The organism is Streptomyces sp. AHA2 (assembly GCF_036857595.1).
GTDB lineage: Bacteria > Actinomycetota > Actinomycetes > Streptomycetales > Streptomycetaceae > Streptomyces.
In genome coordinates this window covers 156,676-173,853 of record NZ_JAUQWJ010000003.1, presented here as the reverse complement: position 1 = coordinate 173,853, position 17,178 = coordinate 156,676, and the positions used below count along the sequence as shown (strand labels likewise).

Below are 17,178 nucleotides of genomic sequence, written 5' to 3'. Positions count from 1 at the left end.
GGTGTGTTTCACGTGAAACCGATCGATCCGCGTCTGCTGCGGTACGCCCGTGCCACCCGGGTGTTCCTGGTGGCCGTCATCGCCCTCGGCGCGCTGGGGGCGGGGCTGGTCATCGCACAGGCCATGCTCATCGCCGAAGTGGTGGTCGGCGCCTTCCAGCACCGGGAGACGGTGTCCGACCTCACCACTCCCCTGGTGCTGCTGGTCGCCGTGGCCGCCGGGCGGGCGCTGGTCGGCTGGCTGACGGAACTCGCCGCCCACCGGGCGAGTGCGGCGGTGAAGTCGGAGCTGCGGGGGCGGTTGCTGGAGCGGTCGACCTCCCTGGGACCGGGGTGGCTGGGTGGGCAGCGGACCGGTTCGCTGGTCGCCCTGGCCACCCGGGGTGTCGACGCACTGGACGACTACTTCTCGCGGTACCTGCCGCAACTGGGCCTCGCGGTGGTCGTGCCGGTGGCGGTGCTGGCGCGGATCGTCACCGAGGACTGGGTCTCCGCGGCGATCATCGTCGGCACGCTGCCGCTCATCCCGGTCTTCATGATGCTGATCGGCTGGGCCACCCAGTCCCGGATGGACCGTCAATGGCGGCTGCTGTCGCGGCTGTCCGGGCACTTCCTGGACGTGGTCGCCGGACTGCCCACGTTGAAGGTCTTCGGCCGCGCCAAGGCCCAGGCGGAGTCGATCCGCCGGATCACCGGCGAGTACCGGCGGGCGACCATGCGGACGCTGCGGATCGCCTTCATCTCCTCCTTCGCGCTCGAACTCCTCGCGACGATCTCGGTGGCGCTGGTCGCCGTGACGATCGGCATGCGGCTCGTGCACGGAGAGATGGACCTCTCCATCGGCCTGGTCATCCTGATCCTGGCGCCCGAGGCGTATCTCCCGTTGCGGCAGGTCGGCGCGCAGTACCACGCGGCGGCGGAAGGGCTGGCGGCTGCGGAGGAGATCTTCGAGGTCCTGGAGACCCCTTCGCCGGTGGCGGGTTCCGCGGCCGTGCCGGAGGGCGGCGCGCTGTCCTTCGAGGAGGTGACCGTCCGGTACCCGGGCCGCTCCGCGGACGCCGTCTCGCGAGTCTCCTTCACCGTCGAGCCCGGGGAGACGGTCGCGCTGGTCGGCCCCAGCGGTGCGGGCAAGTCGACCCTGCTGGACGTGCTTTTGGGGTTCGTCCGGCCCGCCGGGGGGCGGGTCGTGGTCGGCGGGACCGGCCTGGAGGAGGCCGACCTGGAGCAATGGCGGTCCCAGGTTGCCTGGGTCCCGCAGCGGCCGCACCTGTACGCCGGGACGATCGCCGAGAACGTGCGGCTGGCGCGGCCCGACGCGGACGACGACGCCGTACGTCGGGCGTTGCGGGACGCCGGGGCGCTGGAGTTCGTGGACACGCTGCCCGAGGGGGCCGGCACGGTGCTCGGCGAGGGCGGGGCCGGCCTGTCCGCCGGACAGCGGCAGCGGCTGGCGCTGGCCCGGGCGTTCCTCGCGGACCGGCCCGTGCTGCTGCTCGACGAGCCGACCGCGGCTCTGGACGGGGCGACCGAGGCCGAGGTCGTGGCGGCGGTGCGGCGGCTGGCGGTCGGCCGGACGGTGCTGCTCGTGGCGCACCGGCCCGCGCTGCTGGAGGTGGCGGACCGGGTGGTGCGCCTGGGGGAGCCCGAGACCACGGCCGTGCCCACGGTCCGCCCCGTCGCTCAGGACGGCGGGACGCGCCCGGCCGGCACCGCGCGGCCGCCGGTTCCCGCGGACACCCGCGGCCGGTCCGCGTCGGGCGGGGTCCTCGGCCGGGTCCGTGCCATGTCCGGGCCCCGGCGCGGCCGGCTGGGACTCGCGCTGCTGCTCGGTTCGCTCGCGCTGGGCAGCGCGGTCGGGCTCATGGCCACGTCGGGATGGCTCATCTCGCGGGCCTCGCAGCAGCCACCCGTGCTGTATCTGATGATGGCCGTGACGGCGACGCGCGCGTTCGGCATCGGGCGGGCCGTGTTCCGGTACGCCGAGCGGCTGGTGTCGCACGACGCCGTGCTGCGGATGCTCGCGGACACCAGGGTCGCGGTGTTCCGGAGGCTGGAGCGGCTCGCACCGGCCGGGCTGCGCCGCACCCACCGGGGCGACCTGCTCTCCCGGCTGGTCGCCGACGTGGACGCGCTGCAGGACTACTGGCTGCGCTGGCTGCTGCCGGCCGGGTCGGCGCTCGTCGTGTCGGCCGTCTCGGTGGGTTTCACGGCGTGGCTGCTGCCCGAGGCCGGGGCGGTGCTCGCGGCCGGGCTGCTCGCCGCTGGTGTCGGTGTGCCCCTGGTCACCGGGGCGGTCGCCCGGCGGGCCGAGCACCGGCTGGCCCCCGCCCGCGGGGTGCTCGCCACGCGGGTGACCGACCTGCTCACCGGTACCGCGGAACTGACCGTCGCAGGCGCCCTCCCCACGCGGATGGGCCAGGCGCGCGAGGCCGACAGGACGCTCACGCGGCTCGCCTCGCGCGCCGCCACCGCCACCGCCCTCGGGGACGGGCTCACCGCGTTGGCGTCGGGGCTGACCGTCACGGCGGCCGCCCTGGCCGGTGTGCAGGCGGTCGCGGCCGGACGGCTGGACGGCGTGGCCCTCGCCGTCGTCGTCCTCACCCCACTCGCCGCCTTCGAGGCCGTGCTCGGGCTGCCGCTCGCCGTGCAGTACCGGCAACGGGTCCACCGCAGCGCCGAGCGGGTCCACGAGGTGCTGGACGCGCCGGACCCCGTACGGGAACCGGAGCGGCCCCGGCAGGCGCCCGCCTCACCCTTCCCGGTCGTCGTCAGGGGACTGGTGGCGCGGCACGCGGGCCAGGACCGGGACGCCGTGGCCGGACTGGACCTGACTCTCGAGGAGGGCCGCCGGATCGCCGTGGTCGGACCCTCGGGCTCCGGCAAGACCACCCTGGCGCAGGTGCTGCTGCGGTTCCTCGACGCGCGGGCCGGTGCGTACACGCTGGCGGGTGTCGACGCGTACGGCCTGGCCGGGGACGACGTGCGGACGATGGTCGGCCTGTGCGCGCAGGACGCACACCTCTTCGACAGCTCGTTGCGCGAGAACCTGCTGCTCGCCAGGAAGGACGCCGGCGAGGACGATCTGCGGGCGGTGCTGGCGCGGGTCAGGCTGCTGGACTGGGCCGGCACCCTGCCCGACGGACTCGACACGCTGGTCGGTGAGCACGGGGCGCGGCTGTCGGGCGGGCAACGGCAGCGGCTGGCGCTGGCGCGGGCCCTGCTCGCCGACTTCCCCGTCCTGGTGCTGGACGAGCCCGCCGAGCACCTCGACCTGCCGACCGCCGACGCCCTCACGGCCGATCTCCTGGCGGCCACCGAGGGCCGTACGACGTTGCTCATCACGCACCGGCTGGCCGGACTGGACGCCGTGGACGAGGTGATCGTGCTCGACGCCGGGCACGTCGTGCAGCGCGGCCCGTACGACGAACTGGCAGCGGTGGACGGCCCGCTGCGACGCATGGCGGAGCGGGAGGCTGCGGCGGAGTCGCTCGCGGACGTGGGCTGACCCTCGCGCCGCCGAGTCGCCCCGGCCGGTCGGTCCCCGACCGGTCCGTTCTCGGCCGTTCGGGGCAGCCGGTCCCCCGGGCGTACGACGAGAACAGGACCGGGCGGCCGGGAACGGTCAGGATCGCTGACATGCGCTCATATCGTCGGCACCGCCTGCTCGTTCCGCTGCTGCTGTGCGGGCTGGCCGTCCTCGCGGCCCGCCCCGGCTCGGCCGACGGGGAGTACGGGGGCGGCACCGGCACCGGCGGTGCGGAAGCGGCCCCGGGCGGGCTCAGCGCCGAGGTGGTCCGGCTGTACGAGGAGGCCGCGGCCGCGACCCGGCAGTACGAGGCGGGCCGCGCGGAGGCCGAGGAGCAGCGGGCCAGGGCGCGACGGGCGGAGGAGTTGCTGGACGCGCAGCGGCAGCACATCGCGGCGCTGCACGAGGACCTGGGCCGGATCGCCCGGGCGCAGTACCGGGGCAGCGGGGGACTGCCCGTGGCCGCGCAGATGATCCTCGCCGACAGCCCCGACGCGCTGATGCGCGGTCAGCACGCCTTCGCCCAGGCGGACCTGGCGCTGAACAACGCCATCGGCAGGAGCAGCCGCGCCGAGGCACGTCTCGCCGCGGACGAGGCCAGGGCGGCGGCGCTGTGGGAGCGACTGGAGAAGCGCAACGCCCAACTCGCCGCTCTGAAGGCGGGTATCGAGGAGAAGCTCGCATCGGCCCGCGAGCAGCTCCAGGGCCGGGCGGACGCCGCCGTCGCCGCGGGGTCCTGCCCGGGAGCGGTCCGGCTCGACCAGCCGGCGACGGGCTTCACCAGCGCCTGGGTCGCCCCCGTCGAGACGTACGAGCTGTCCGCGTCCTACGGCAGTGGTGGTGCGCGCTGGTCGAACCGGCACACGGGGCAGGATTTCGCCGTGCCGATCGGGACGCCCGTGCGGGCCGTGGGCGCGGGCCGGGTGGTGAGCGTGTCCTGCGGTGGGGCCTTCGGCATCCAGGTCGTGCTGAAGCACGCGGGCGGCTACTACACGCAGTACGCCCACCTCTCGTCCGTCGCCGTCGATCAGGGTGAACTCGTCGAACCCGGTCAGTGGATCGGCCAGTCGGGCACCACCGGCAACTCCACGGGACCGCACCTGCACTTCGAGGCCCGGGTCACACCCGAGACGGGGTCGGCGGTGAACCCGGTCTCCTGGCTGGACGCCCGTGGCGTGTCACTGTGACGGCAAGCGGCCGTTCACCGCGCCACCCTGCTCGGGTCGCCGCTCAACGCCGCTCGGTCAGCAGCCGTTCGATCACGACCGCCACGCCGTCCTCGTTGTTCGCGACCGTGCGGCCGGAGGCGGCGGCGATCACATCCGGGTGGGCGTTGCCCATCGCGTACGACCGGCCGGCCCAGGTCAGCATCTCCACGTCGTTCGGCATGTCGCCGAAGGCGACGACCTCCTCGTGGGAGATGCCGCGCTCGGCGCAGCACAAGGCGAGCGTGCTGGCCTTGGACACCTCGGGGCCGCTGATCTCCAGCAGGGCGCTGGGGCTGGAGCGGGTGACGTTGGCACGGTCGCCGATGGCGAGGCGGGCCAGGGTCAGGAAGGCGTCGGGGTCGATCTCGGGGTGGTAGGCGAGGATCTTCAGCACGGGCTCGGCGGCGGCCCGGTGATCGGCCGACAGCAGCTCCTCGGCCGGGGCGAGACTGTCCGGTATCTCCATGTGCAGCTTCGGGTACGCCGGCTCCTGGTAGAAGCCGTAGGTCTGCTCCACCGCGTACACCGTGCCGGGTGCGGCCTCCCGCAGCAGCCGGACGGCGTCCAGGGCGTTCTCCCGGGCCAGCTCGCGGACCTTCACGAACCGGTGGGCGCCGGGGCCGCCGTGCAGGTCGACGACGGCGGCGCCGTTCCCGCAGATCGCCAGGCCGTGGCCGTGCACGTGCTCGCTGACGACGTCCATCCAGCGGGCCGGGCGCCCGGTGACGAAGAAGACCTCGATGCCCGCCTCCTCAGCCGCGGCCAGGGCCGCGACCGTACGCGGGGAGACCGACTTGTCGTCGCGCAGCAGGGTGCCGTCCAGGTCGGTGGCGATCAGTCGCGGCGGGACGGTCTCGGCCGCGGTCTCGGGCTGTCGGGTCGCTGAAGTCACCCGGCCATTGTCCCGCATATGCCTGCACGGACGGGCGGGCCGGTGCACAGGTGAGTGGATACCGCCTCCACCAGGAGTTCTTCCGGGGATCAGCGCAACTGCGCCGGTGCCTCCATCGCGATCTGCTCGAAGACCTTCTCCTCCGCCGCGAACTGCGAGTCGGGGATCGGCCAGTGGATCACGAGCTCCGTGAACCCCAGCTCCGCGTGCCGTCCGGCGAACTCGACGAAGGCGCCCAGGGACTGGAGCGGGCCCTGGCGGTCCGGGGTGAAGCCGGTGAGCAGGACCTTGTCGAGGCCGCTCATGTCCCGGCCGGTCTCGGCGCAGATGTCGGTCAGCTTCTCCACCTGACCGCCAATGGCCTGAAGCGACTGCTCGGGAGTGCCGTTCTCGAACAGCTTGGGGTCGCCCGTGGTGACCCAGGCCTGCCCGTGCCGGGCGGCGAGCCGCAGCCCGCGCGGTCCGGTCGCGGCCACCGCGAACGGCAGCCGGGGCCGCTGCACACAGCCGGGGATGTTCCGCGCCTCGTGGGCCGAGTAGAAGTCGCCCTCGTACGACACGGCGTCCTCGCGGAGGAGCCGGTCGAGCAGGGGGACGAACTCGGCGAAGCGGTCGGCGCGCTCGCGCGGGGACCAGGGCTCCTGGCCGAGCGCCGTGGCGTCGAAGCCGGAACCGCCCGCCCCGATGCCCAGCGTGATCCGCCCTCCGGAGATGTCGTCGAGGGAGATCAGCTCCTTGGCGAGGGTGACCGGGTGGCGGAAGTTCGGGGAGGTCACCAGGGTGCCCAACCGCATCCGGTCGGTGACGGCCGCAGCGGCGGTGAGGGTCGGCAGGGCGCCGAACCACGGCCCGTCCCGGAAGGTGCGCCAGGACAGGTGGTCGTAGGTGTACGCGGTGTGGAAACCGAGCTGCTCCGCCCGCGTCCAGGCCGTACGGCCGCCCTCGTGCCAGCGGCGGTACGGGAGGATCACGGTGCTCAGGCGCAGACTCATGCCTCCGAGCCTAAAGGAGACCGGCGGGGCGGCCGTGTTTCACGTGAAACAGACACCGTGCGTGGCGGCCGCGTGCAGTGGGTCAATGGGGCCCGGGGAACCGCAGATACCCCGGCGGCACGGCCTCGGTCAGCCAGACGCCGTTGTCACTCACATGGAAGACATGCCCGTCGCGGTGCATGGCGGCCGCGTCCACGCCCAGCACGACCGGCCGCCCGCGTCGGGCGCCCACACGGGTGGCCGTTCCACGGTCGGACGAGAGGTGGACGGCGTGCCGGTTCATCGGCCTGAGCCCCTCGGCCCGGATCGCCTCCAGGTTGCGGGCGACGGTGCCGTGGTAGAGGTGGGTGGGCGGGGTCGCCGACGCCAGTCCGAGGTCGACCTCGACGCTGTGGCCCTGGTTGGCGCGGATCCGGCTGCCCTCCACGGCGAAGCGCCGCTTGTCGTTGGTGGCCACGACCTGGTCCAGCTCGTCCCGGGTGAACCGGAAGCCGTGGGCGGCGGCCGCGGCGATCAGGGTGTCGATCTCCACCCAGCCGGCCTCGTCGAGCGTGAGACCGATGCGCTCGGGCTGGTGGCGCAGGTGCTTGGAGAGATACTTCGACACCTTCACGGTGCGTCTTTCGTCCATCCCACCAGAGTGCTGGAGAGACGTGAATCACGCGATCGAGTTTCACGCATCGGGTTTGATCCACAAGCAAGTGGTGTTATCCACAGGAAAGATGGGCTCCACTGTGGACAACTGGCTCCGGTCGGGCGGACGTTGGCGTCCTCTCACACGGGCGGCTTGATCCTGGCGATCCCGCGCAGCAGCCCCGGGGCGAGCCGGGAGAGCAGCCGGGCACCCCGCGCCTCCGGTGTCACCGGCACCACCGCCGCGTCGCGGGCCACCGCCCGCAGGATCGCGCGGGCGACCTTCTCGGGCGGGTAGTTGCGCAGCCCGTACAGGCGGGCGGCGCGCCGCTGGAGCCGCTTCTCCTCCTGGGCGTCGACCCCGGCGAAGTGCGCCGTGGACGTGATGGCCGTGTTCACGAAACCGGGGCAGACCGCCGTCACGCCGATCCCCCGCCCGGCGAGTTCCGCCCGCAGGCACTCGCTGAGCATCAGCACGGCCGCCTTCGAGGTGCTGTACGCCGCAAGCGCGCGGGAGGGCTGGTAGGCCGCGGCCGACGCCACGTTCACGATGTGACCGCCCTGCCCGCGCTCGGCCATCCGCCGCCCGAAGACCCGGCAGCCGTGGATGACACCCCACAGATTGACGTCGAGGACCTTCTTCCAGTCCTCCGGCGTGGTGTCGAAGAAGGAACCGGACAGTCCGATCCCGGCGTTGTTCACCAGCACGTCGACCACACCGTGGTCGGCGTCGATCTTCTCGGCGAGCTTCTCCACGGCCTGCTCGTCGGAGACGTCGGCCGTCTCCGCCCAGGCCCCGGCCGCGCCCGCCAGGCGGGCCGACTCGGCCGTGCGGGCGGCCGCCTCCGCGTTCCGGTCGACCGCCACCACCCGTGCTCCCGCAGCGGCGAACGCGAGCGCCGTCGCCCGCCCGATGCCGCTGCCCGCACCGGTGACCAGTACGAGCTGCCCGGCGAAGCGCTCGGCGTGCTCCCCGTTCGCCGGCACCGGGGAGCGCCCGGCCTCGACGGAGGTCACGAATTCCCCGATCCACGAGGCGAGCCGGTCCGGACGGGTCCGCGGGATCCAGTGCCCCGCCTGCACGGTCCTGCGTGTCAGCCGCGGAGCCCACTGCTCCAGCTCGTCGTTGAGCCGCTCGGAGAGGAATCGGTCCTCCAGCGGTGTGACCAGCTGGACCGGCGCGTGGGCGTGGGCGTCGGCGCGGGGAACCCGCAGCCGGGACCGCACGTTGTCCCGGTACAGCCAGGCGCCGTGGGCCGCGTCCGAGGGCAGGGAGGGGAGCGGGTAGTCGCCCGCGGGCACCTTCTCGACCCGCTCCAGGACCTTCGGCCAGCGCTTGCCGAGCGGACCGCGCCAGGCCAGTTCCGGCAGCAGGGGCGTCTGCAGCAGGTAGACGTACCAGGACCGGGCGCCCTGCCCGAGCAGCTGGCCGATCCGGCGCGGGGTGGGCCGCTTCAGGCGCCGGTCGATCCAGTGGCCGAAGTGATCGAGGGAGGGACCGGAGATCGACGTGAACGAGGCGACGCGCCCCTCCGTACGCCGCACGGTGGTGAACTCCCAGGCCTGCACCGACCCCCAGTCGTGCCCGACCAGATGCACCGGCCGGTTCGGGCTCACCGCGTCCGCGACGGCGAGGAAGTCGTCCGTCAGCTTCTCCAGCGTGAACCCTCCGCGCAACGGCCGCGGCGCCGTCGACCGGCCGTGGCCGCGGACGTCGTACGCCACCACGTGGAAGTCCCCGGCGAGCCGGGCGGCGACCTCCGACCACACCTCCTTGGTGTCGGGGTAGCCGTGCACCAGGACGACCGTGGGCCGCCCCGGGTCCCCCAGCTCGGCCACGCACAGCTCGACTCCGCCGGTCCGTACCGTGCGCTCGCGCGCGCCCCTGAGCAACGTCATCCGGCGAATCTGGCATTCGTTAGAGGGTTCGTCAACAGGACGTCCCGGGCCGTGCTACCCCGGAAGAAGCAGGTCCCCTAAGGGCGCCTAATACTCCAGGCTGACCCCAAGACAGATCTGCGGAGTGACGACCACCACGCGTGCGCCCCCTACGGTCGAACCGTGACTGTGATCGCGACCGAAAGCCTGAGCAAGCGGTTCCCCCGGGTGACCGCGCTTGACCGGCTCTCCGTGGACGTCGGGCCCGGTGTGACCGGACTCGTCGGAGCCAACGGAGCCGGCAAGTCCACACTGATCAAGATCCTGCTGGGTCTGTCCCCCGCCACGGAGGGCCGCGCCGAAGTGCTCGGCCTCGACGTCGCCACCCAGGGCGCCGCCATCCGCGAACGCGTCGGGTACATGCCCGAGCACGACTGCCTGCCGCCGGACGTCTCGGCCACCGAGTTCGTCGTCCACATGGCGCGCATGTCCGGCCTGCCGCCCACGGCCGCGCGCGAGCGCACCGCCGACACCCTGCGCCACGTCGGCCTGTACGAGGAGCGCTACCGCCCCATCGGCGGCTACTCCACCGGCATGAAGCAGCGCGTGAAGCTCGCCCAGGCCCTGGTGCACGACCCGCAGCTGGTGTTCCTGGACGAGCCGACCAACGGCCTCGACCCGGTCGGCCGCGACGAGATGCTGGGCCTGATCCGCCGGATCCACACCGACTTCGGCATCTCGGTCCTGGTCACCTCGCACCTGCTGGGCGAACTGGAGCGCACCTGCGACCACGTCGTCGTGGTGGACGGCGGCAAGCTCCTGCGCTCCAGCTCCACCACCGACTTCACCCAGACCACGACCACCCTGGCCATCGAGGTCACCGACACCGACGAGCACCCGGACGGCACCCGCGCGGTCCGTGAGGCGCTGCACGCGCGCGGGGTGAGCGTCGAGGACGGCAGCGGCCTGCCGGGCGCCGGCCACATCCTGTTGCTCACCGCGCAGGGCGAGGACACGTACGACCTGGTCAGGGACGTGATCGCCGATCTCGGGCTGGGCCTGGTGCGCATGGAGCAGCGCCGGCACCACATCTCCGAGGTCTTCACGGCCGGCGACCGGAACGAGCAGCGGAAGGAGGCGGTCGGCCATGGCGGTTGAGCACTCCCCGGGGGCACCCGCCCCGGTACCGGGTGACCAGACCCGCATCCACAACATCGGCTACCGCAGCTACGACGGACCGCGCCTGGGCCGCGCCTACGCCCGCCGCTCGCTGTACTCGCAGTCGCTGCGCGGCTCCTACGGGCTCGGCCGCTCGGTGAAGTCCAAGGTGCTCCCGATGCTGCTGTTCGTGGTGATGTGCGTGCCCGCGGCCATCATGGTCGCCGTCGCGGTCGCCACCAAGGCCAAGGAACTGCCCCTGGACTACACGCGCTACGCGATCGTCATGCAGGCGGTCATCAGCCTGTACGTCGCCTCGCAGGCGCCCCAGTCGGTCTCGCGCGACCTGCGCTTCCGGACCGTACCGCTGTACTTCTCGCGGCCCATCGAGACCGCGGACTACGTCCGCGCCAAGTTCGCGGCCCTGGCTTCGGCGCTGTTCATCCTGACGGCCGCCCCGCTGCTCGTGCTGTACGTGGGCGCGCTGCTGGCCAAGCTCGACTTCGCCGACCAGACCAAGGGATTCGGACAGGGACTGGTGTCCGTGGCGCTGCTCTCACTGCTCTTCGCCGGGATCGGGCTGGTCATCGCGTCGTTCACCCCGCGCCGCGGCTTCGGCATCGCGGCCGTGATCGCCGTGCTGACCATCACCTACGGCGCCGTCTCCACCCTCCAGGCCATCGCCGACGCGCAGGGCAGCAGCGACGCCGTGCCCTGGATCGGGCTCTTCTCGCCGATCACTCTGATCGACGGTGTGCAGTCCGCGTTCCTCGGCGCGACCTCCGCCTTCCCCGGCGGGGTGGGCCCGAGCACCGGCGAGGGTGCCGTCTTCCTGCTCGCCGTCCTGGGCCTGATCGCGGCGAGCCACGCCCTCCTGATGCGCCGCTACAAGAAGGTGGGACTGTGACCACGCTCAGCATCGACCACGTCTCCCGCTGGTTCGGCAACGTGGTCGCCGTCAACGACATCACCATGACCATCGGCCCCGGCGTCACGGGCCTGCTCGGCCCCAACGGCGCCGGGAAGTCCACCCTCATCAACATGATGGGCGGCTTCCTCGCCCCCTCCACCGGCACGGTCACGCTCGACGGGAAGCCCGTCTGGCGCAACGAGGAGATCTACAAGCACGTCGGCGTCGTCCCCGAGCGCGAGGCGATGTACGACTTCCTCACCGGCAAGGAGTTCGTCCTCGCCAACGCCGAGCTGCACGGACTCGGCGCCAAGGCGGCCCAGAAGGCCCTGGCCACCGTGGAGATGGAGTACGCGCAGGACCGCAAGATCCAGACGTACTCCAAGGGCATGCGCCAGCGCGTGAAGATGGCGAGCGCCCTCGTCCACGACCCCTCGCTGCTGTTGCTGGACGAGCCCTTCAACGGCATGGACCCGCGCCAGCGCATGCAGCTGATGGACCTGCTGCGGCGGATGGGCGACGAGGGCCGCACCGTGCTGTTCTCGTCCCACATCCTCGAAGAGGTCGAGCAGCTCGCCTGGCACATCGAGGTCGTCGTCGCCGGCCGGCACGCCGCCAGCGGTGACTTCCGCAAGATCCGCCGCCTGATGACCGACCGGCCGCACCGCTACCTGGTGCGTTCCAGCGACGACCGGGCCCTCGCGGCCGCGCTCATCGCCGACCCGTCGACGTCCGGCATCGAGGTCGACCACGCCGAGGGCGCCCTGCGCATCCAGGCCGTCGACTTCGGCCGCTTCACCGCGCTGCTGCCCAAGGTCGCCAGGGACCACGGCATCCGGCTGCTCACGGTCTCGCCGTCCGACGAGTCCCTCGAGTCCGTCTTCTCGTACCTGGTCGCGGCGTAGGAGGCCCTGATGTACGACCCCACAGTCGCCCGGCTCACCTACCGGGCCCTGCTCGGCCGGCGCCGGGCCCTCATCCTGGGCGCCCTGCCACTGCTGCTGATCGTGATCGCCGTGGCGGTGCGCGGTCTGGCCGGAGCCGACGACCAGACCGCGGCGGACCTGCTGGGCGGGCTCGCGCTGGCGACGATGGTGCCGATCATCGGCGTCATCGCGGGCACCGGAGCGATCGGCCCGGAGATCGACGACGGCTCGGTGGTGTACCTGCTGTCCAAGCCGATCAAACGGCCGACGATCATCTTCACCAAGCTGATCGTGGCCGTCGCGGTGACCATGGTGTTCTCCGCGGTGCCGACGCTCGTCGCCGGTTTCATCCTGAACGGCAACGGCCAGCAGGTCGCGGTCGCCTACACGGTGGCGGCCTTGGTGGCGTCCATCGCTTACGCGGCCCTGTTCCTGCTGCTGGGCACCGTCTCCCGCCACGCGGTGGTGTTCGGCCTGGTCTACGCCCTGGTCTGGGAGGCCCTGTTCGGCTCCCTGGTGCCGGGGGCGCGCACGCTCAGCGTCCAGCAGTGGTCGCTGGCCGTCGCCCAGAAGGTGTCCGGCGGGGACCTGGTCTCCTCCGACGTCGGCCTGACCACGGCGACGGTGCTGCTCGTGGCCGTCACCGTGCTGGCCACCTGGTACGCGGGCCAGAAGCTGCGCTCCCTCACCCTCGCCGGCGAGGAGTGACGTGCCCGTGCCTCGACGGGGCCTCCCCCCCCGTCGAGGCACACTGACGGACGCGACGCGGGGGAAGCACGACGGGAGTCGGACGGCCGGGAGGGCGGGGATGGCACGCGAGAAGGACGAAAAGGACCAGCACGACGTCGACTTCGACGACGTCGTGCTGGACGAGGACTTCATCCGCTCCGCCGGGGCCTCCGAGCCGTCGGCCCGGGCCCGGATGCTCGCCGCGCGATGGCGCCGCGAGGAACCGGAGCCCCAGCCCTGGCGTTCCGACGAGCCGCCCGCGGGCTGGTTCTTCAGCAAGATCCGCCGGCGCAGATGGCGCCGGCGCTGAGCCGGCCGGCCGGCGGTTTATTCAGTGGCGCCCGATTCGCCCGGCGGGCACAGTAGTCGTGTCCCCGCCGGGCGAGGTGCCCGGCGTCACGTTCCGGGAGAGGAGCGGGGCGATGCCCATGCACGGCAGTACGTCCAGCTCCCTTCAGGGCAGCCGGCGGCCGGTTCCGGAGTAGTCACCACCCCTCCGTGGAGCCCGCACCGCACGGCAGGCTGCCCGGGGCGGCCGCTTCGAGCACGCGATCCGCACCTCGCGTGGGCCGCCCACCCGGAGGATTGGCCGAGTGGTAAGGCACTGGCTTGCTGAGCCATGGTCGGGCTGGAAGGCCCGCGCACGTTCGATCCGTGCATCCTCCGCCGAACGCACAGAGCGCACAGAGCGCACAGAGCGCACAGAGCACCTCGACTGCACCCGGGAACCACGCCCCGGGCAACCGAGCGGCCGGACGCCGGGCGCGCAGCCCGGCGCTCAGCCCAGCAACCGCTCCAGCACCACCGCGATGCCGTCCTCGTCGTTGGAGGACGTCACCTCGTCGGCGACCGCCTTGAGGTCCTCGTGGGCATCCGCCATCGCGACGCCGTAGGCGGACCACCCGAACATCGGTATGTCGTTGGGCATGTCGCCGAAGGCGATCGTGTCGGCCGCCTTCACTCCGAGCCGGCGGGCCGCCAGCGACAGCCCGGTCGCCTTGGACAGCCCGAGCGGAAGCAGTTCGACGATCCCCTCGCCCGCCATGACGACGGTGACGAAACCGCCGGCCGTACGCGAGGCGACCTCGCACAGCTCGTCGTCCGAGAGCGTCGGGTGCTGGATGTACAGCTTGTTCAGGGGCGCGCTCCACAGGTCGGAGGCGTCCGTGAAGGGCGTGGCGGGGAGCGTGCCCTGCACGGCGTAACCCGGGCCGACCAGCACCTCGCCGTCCAGGCCGTCGCGGCTCGCCGCGATGTACAGCGGGCCGACCTCCGCCTCGATCTTCGCCAGCGCCACTCCGGCGAGCTGCCGGTCCAGCGTCACGGACGTCAGCAGGCGGTGCGCGCCGGCGTCGTAGACCTGCGCGCCCTGGCCGCAGACGGCCAGTCCCCGGTAGCCCAGGTCGTCGAGGATGTGCCGGGTCCAGGGGACCGCGCGGCCGGTGACGACGATGTGCGCGGCGCCCGCCGCGGTGGCGGCGGCGAGCGCGTCACGGGTGCGCCGGGAGACCGAGTCGTCGGAGCGCAGCAGCGTCCCGTCGAGGTCGGTCGCGACCAGCTTGTACGGAAGGGCGGTGGTCACGTCGCCACCGGCTCCAGGACCTCCCGGCCGCCGAGGTACGGGCGCAGCACTTCCGGCACGCGCACCGAACCGTCGGCCTGCTGGTGGTTCTCCAGGATCGCCACGATCGTGCGCGGGACGGCGCAGAGCGTGCCGTTGAGCGTGGCCAGCGGCTTGACCTGCTTGCCGTCACGGACACGGATCGACAACCGGCGGGACTGGAACTCCGTGCAGTCGGAGGTCGAGGTCAGCTCGCGGTACTTGCCCTGCGTCGGGATCCACGCCTCGCAGTCGTACTTGCGGGAGGCCGAGGCGCCGAGGTCGGCGCTCGCCACGTCGATCACGCGGTACGGCAGCTCCAGCGAGGTCAGCCACTGCTTCTCCCACTCCAGCAGGCGCTGGTGCTCGGCCTGGGAGTCCTCGGGGGAGACGTAGGAGAACATCTCGACCTTGTCGAACTGGTGCACGCGGAAGATGCCCCGGGTGTCCTTGCCGTGCGAGCCGGCCTCGCGGCGGAAGCAGGGCGAGAAGCCCGCGTAGCGCAGCGGGAGGCGGTCCGCGTCGAGGATCTCGTCCATGTGGTACGCCGCGAGCGGCACCTCGGACGTGCCGACCAGGTAGAGGTCGTCGTCGGCGAGGTGGTACACGTCCTGGGCCGCCTGGCCGAGGAAGCCCGTGCCCGCCATGGACTGGGGCCGCACCAGGGCCGGGGTCAGCATCGGCGTGAAACCGGCCGCGGTGGCCTGGGCCATCGCCGCGTTCACCAGGGCGAGCTCCAGCAGGGCGCCCACGCCCGTCAGGAAGTAGAAGCGCGAGCCGGAGACCTTGGCGCCGCGCTCGACGTCGATCGCGCCGAGGATCTGCCCGAGCTGCAGGTGGTCCCTGGGCTCGAAGCCCTCGGCGGCGAAGTCGCGGATCGTGCCGTGCGTCTCCAGCGTGACGAAGTCCTCCTCGCCGCCCACCGGCACGTCCGGGTGGACGAGGTTGCCGAGGCGCAGGAGCAGGTCCTGGGTCTCGGCGGCAGCCGCGTCACGGTCCGCGTCGGCGGCCTTGACGTCGGCGGCCAGCTGACCGGCCTTCTTCAGCAGCTCGGCCTTCTCGTCCCCGCTCGCCTTGCCGATGAGCTTGCCGAGCGCCTTCTGCTCGGCGCGCAGCTCGTCGAAGCGGACGCCGGACGACCTGCGCCGCTCGTCGGCGGACAGGAGGGAGTCGACGAGCGCGACGTCCTCTCCACGGGCGCGCTGCGACGCGCGCACACGGTCGGGGTCCTCACGGAGCAGGCGAAGGTCAATCACGCGCCCAAGGCTACCGGTGTGGGGTGACCGCCTACGACTCACTATTCCGCGTGCCCTTTACGGGGCGTTATGGTCGAATTGCGCATCGTGTCAATATGGACGGCATCGCTCCCCGGAACGAGGCATCCCGCGAGTGCCGCATTGACTCGAATCCCCTGCGGTGACCGGGACTTGAGCGCCGGTTGTCCACAGCGACCCCCATGGTCCGAAAAGTTATCCACAGGCTGTGGGGAAGATCTGTGGACTTCGGAATGGATCACTCCGCAAGCCTGGGTCGCTCTGGGAAATACCCAGGACAAACCCGCCCCACCCTCACTTTCGAGTGCAAAGGGGTCGCCTGGAAGGGTGACGCATGAGGAAACGGTGGACGAAGGGTGACCTGCCCGGCGATGACCGCATGGGGGCCCGAAGGGCGATTTGTCGACTGTCGCACGCTTCGTTGTCGACTTGTCCTCAGGTCGAGAAGCGGACCTGTGGATAACTTCTGTGGACAGTGACTATCAGCAGGTACGACCGGGCCTAGAAGCGGCCGTCCTGGCAGCGCGCGACCCAGTCGGCAGCCGCCACGAACTCGTCGTCCGAGGTGCCCGGCCGCGGTGGTTGCAGCTCTTCCGGCCGCACGTCCGCGCGCGGGTAGGAGCCGAGGTAGCGCACCTGGAGGCAGATGCGCTTCAGGCCCATCAGCGCCTCGGCGACCCGGCGGTCGGAGATGTGGCCCTCGGCGTCGATGCAGAAGCAGTAGTTGCCGATGCCCGCCCCGGTGGGCCGGGACTGGAGCAGCATCAGGTTGATGCCCCGGGTGGCGAACTCGCCCAGCAGGTCGCGCAGACCGCCGGGGTGGTCGTCGCGCTGCCACAGCACCACGGAGGTCTTGTCCGCGCCGGTCGGCGCCGCGGGCCGGGCCGGGCGTCCGACCAGCACGAATCGCGTCTGGGCGTTCTCGGCGTCGTGGATGCCGGTCTCCAGGGCCTCCAGCCCGTAGCGGGCGGCCGCGAACTCACCGGCGAAGGCGGCGTCGTACTGGCCCTCCTGGACCAGCCGGGCGGCGTCGGCGTTCGAGGCGGCCGACTCCCAGTGGGCGTCCGGCAGGTGCTTGCGCAGCCAGTTGCGCACCTGGGGCTGGGCGGCCGGGTGCGCGGAGACGGTCTTGATGTCCGACAGCTTCGTGCCGGGGCGGACCAGCAGCGCGAAGGTGATGGACAGCAGCACCTCTCGGTAGATCATCAGCGGGGCGCCGGCGACCAGCTCGTCGAGGGTGGTGGTGATGCCGCCCTCGACCGAGTTCTCGATCGGCACGAACGCCGCCTCGGCCTCACCGGCGCGCACCGCGTCGAGCGCGGACTGGACGGACACGTACGGAATGAGCTCCCGGGTGGCGGCCTCGGGAAGCGTGCGCAGGGCGACTTCGGTGAAGGTGCCCTCGGGGCCGAGATACGCATAGCTCGCTGGCATGACCTCACCCTAATGGGCC

Annotated in this window: 14 protein-coding genes and 1 tRNA gene; 8 read left to right on the top strand and 7 right to left on the bottom strand. The window is 72.2% G+C overall.

What is annotated here, in order from left to right; all coding sequences use genetic code 11:
• Positions 1-12 precede the first annotated feature (12 nt).
• Both cydD and Q5694_RS08085 read left to right on the top strand, forming a co-directional pair.
• Positions 13-3,504 (top strand): thiol reductant ABC exporter subunit CydD, encoded by a 3,492-nt coding sequence (gene cydD / locus Q5694_RS08090; RefSeq protein WP_333931702.1) that lies wholly within the window; start codon positions 13-15, stop codon positions 3,502-3,504.
• Positions 3,505-3,635: 131 nt separating this feature from the next.
• Complete coding sequence (locus Q5694_RS08085; RefSeq protein WP_333931701.1) at positions 3,636-4,712, top strand: M23 family metallopeptidase; 1,077 nt, start codon at positions 3,636-3,638, stop codon at positions 4,710-4,712.
• Between the two features lie 43 nt (positions 4,713-4,755).
• Here Q5694_RS08085 and Q5694_RS08080 read toward each other — a convergent pair whose 3' ends face one another.
• From Q5694_RS08080 to Q5694_RS08065, 4 genes are all read right to left on the bottom strand, one after another.
• Entirely contained in the window at positions 4,756-5,643 is an 888-nt protein-coding gene (locus Q5694_RS08080) for a Cof-type HAD-IIB family hydrolase (protein WP_333931700.1), read from the bottom strand.
• A 71-nt stretch (positions 5,644-5,714) separates the two neighbouring features.
• Positions 5,715-6,617, bottom strand: coding sequence for an LLM class flavin-dependent oxidoreductase (locus Q5694_RS08075; RefSeq protein ID WP_333931699.1), 903 nt, complete (start codon positions 6,615-6,617; stop codon positions 5,715-5,717).
• An 82-nt stretch (positions 6,618-6,699) separates the two neighbouring features.
• Positions 6,700-7,248, bottom strand: coding sequence for an RNA 2'-phosphotransferase (locus Q5694_RS08070; RefSeq protein ID WP_333931698.1), 549 nt, complete (start codon positions 7,246-7,248; stop codon positions 6,700-6,702).
• Between the two features lie 143 nt (positions 7,249-7,391).
• On the bottom strand, positions 7,392-9,149 hold the full coding sequence (locus tag Q5694_RS08065; protein WP_333931697.1) for an SDR family oxidoreductase: 1,758 nt from the start codon (positions 9,147-9,149) through the stop codon (positions 7,392-7,394).
• 168 nt (positions 9,150-9,317) lie between these two features.
• On the opposite strand from Q5694_RS08065, the gene Q5694_RS08060 reads away from it, so the two are divergent.
• The 6 genes from Q5694_RS08060 to Q5694_RS08035 all read left to right on the top strand — a co-directional run bounded on the left by Q5694_RS08060 (position 9,318) and on the right by Q5694_RS08035 (position 13,517).
• The gene (locus tag Q5694_RS08060; protein WP_333932306.1) at positions 9,318-10,286 is read left to right on the top strand and encodes an ABC transporter ATP-binding protein; all 969 of its coding nucleotides are present in this window, start codon (positions 9,318-9,320) and stop codon (positions 10,284-10,286) included.
• Positions 10,276-11,193, top strand: coding sequence for an ABC transporter permease (locus tag Q5694_RS08055; protein ID WP_333931696.1), 918 nt, complete (start codon positions 10,276-10,278; stop codon positions 11,191-11,193). Before Q5694_RS08060 ends, Q5694_RS08055 begins: the two co-directional genes overlap by 11 nt.
• Entirely contained in the window at positions 11,190-12,101 is a 912-nt protein-coding gene (locus Q5694_RS08050) for an ABC transporter ATP-binding protein (RefSeq protein ID WP_333931695.1), read from the top strand. Before Q5694_RS08055 ends, Q5694_RS08050 begins: the two co-directional genes overlap by 4 nt.
• 9 nt (positions 12,102-12,110) lie before the next feature.
• Entirely contained in the window at positions 12,111-12,830 is a 720-nt protein-coding gene (locus tag Q5694_RS08045; RefSeq protein ID WP_333931693.1) for an ABC transporter permease, read from the top strand.
• Positions 12,831-12,930: 100 nt separating this feature from the next.
• A complete protein-coding gene (locus Q5694_RS08040) occupies positions 12,931-13,161 on the top strand; it encodes an SGM_3592 family protein (protein ID WP_333931692.1) in 231 nt (76 codons plus the stop codon).
• Between the two features lie 269 nt (positions 13,162-13,430).
• Positions 13,431-13,517, top strand: a tRNA-Ser gene (locus Q5694_RS08035).
• A gap of 112 nt (positions 13,518-13,629) precedes the next feature.
• Here Q5694_RS08035 and Q5694_RS08030 read toward each other — a convergent pair.
• The 3 genes from Q5694_RS08030 to pheA all read right to left on the bottom strand — a co-directional run bounded on the left by Q5694_RS08030 (position 13,630) and on the right by pheA (position 17,159).
• A complete protein-coding gene (locus tag Q5694_RS08030; protein WP_333931691.1) occupies positions 13,630-14,433 on the bottom strand; it encodes an HAD family hydrolase in 804 nt (267 codons plus the stop codon).
• Positions 14,430-15,707 (bottom strand): serine--tRNA ligase, encoded by a 1,278-nt coding sequence (gene serS / locus Q5694_RS08025; RefSeq protein ID WP_333931690.1) that lies wholly within the window; start codon positions 15,705-15,707, stop codon positions 14,430-14,432. The genes Q5694_RS08030 and serS overlap by 4 nt, the downstream gene beginning before the upstream one ends.
• Before the next feature lie 519 nt (positions 15,708-16,226).
• On the bottom strand, positions 16,227-17,159 hold the full coding sequence (gene pheA, locus Q5694_RS08020) for a prephenate dehydratase (protein WP_333931689.1): 933 nt from the start codon (positions 17,157-17,159) through the stop codon (positions 16,227-16,229).
• Positions 17,160-17,178 lie beyond the last annotated feature (19 nt).

What these genes read in the sequence shown, in the direction of transcription:
- Q5694_RS08085 (WP_333931701.1), top strand. Translation starts at nt 3,636, where the DNA reads ATGCGCTCATATCGTCGGCACCGCCTGCTCGTTCCGCTGCTGCTGTGC.
- Q5694_RS08080 (WP_333931700.1), bottom strand. Translation starts at nt 5,643, where the DNA reads ATGCGGGACAATGGCCGGGTGACTTCAGCGACCCGACAGCCCGAGACC.
- Q5694_RS08075 (WP_333931699.1), bottom strand. Translation starts at nt 6,617, where the DNA reads ATGAGTCTGCGCCTGAGCACCGTGATCCTCCCGTACCGCCGCTGGCAC.
- Q5694_RS08070 (WP_333931698.1), bottom strand. Translation starts at nt 7,248, where the DNA reads ATGGACGAAAGACGCACCGTGAAGGTGTCGAAGTATCTCTCCAAGCAC.
- Q5694_RS08065 (WP_333931697.1), bottom strand. Translation starts at nt 9,149, where the DNA reads ATGACGTTGCTCAGGGGCGCGCGCGAGCGCACGGTACGGACCGGCGGA.
- Q5694_RS08055 (WP_333931696.1), top strand. Translation starts at nt 10,276, where the DNA reads ATGGCGGTTGAGCACTCCCCGGGGGCACCCGCCCCGGTACCGGGTGAC.
- Q5694_RS08045 (WP_333931693.1), top strand. Translation starts at nt 12,111, where the DNA reads ATGTACGACCCCACAGTCGCCCGGCTCACCTACCGGGCCCTGCTCGGC.
- Q5694_RS08040 (WP_333931692.1), top strand. Translation starts at nt 12,931, where the DNA reads ATGGCACGCGAGAAGGACGAAAAGGACCAGCACGACGTCGACTTCGAC.
- pheA (WP_333931689.1), bottom strand. Translation starts at nt 17,159, where the DNA reads ATGCCAGCGAGCTATGCGTATCTCGGCCCCGAGGGCACCTTCACCGAA.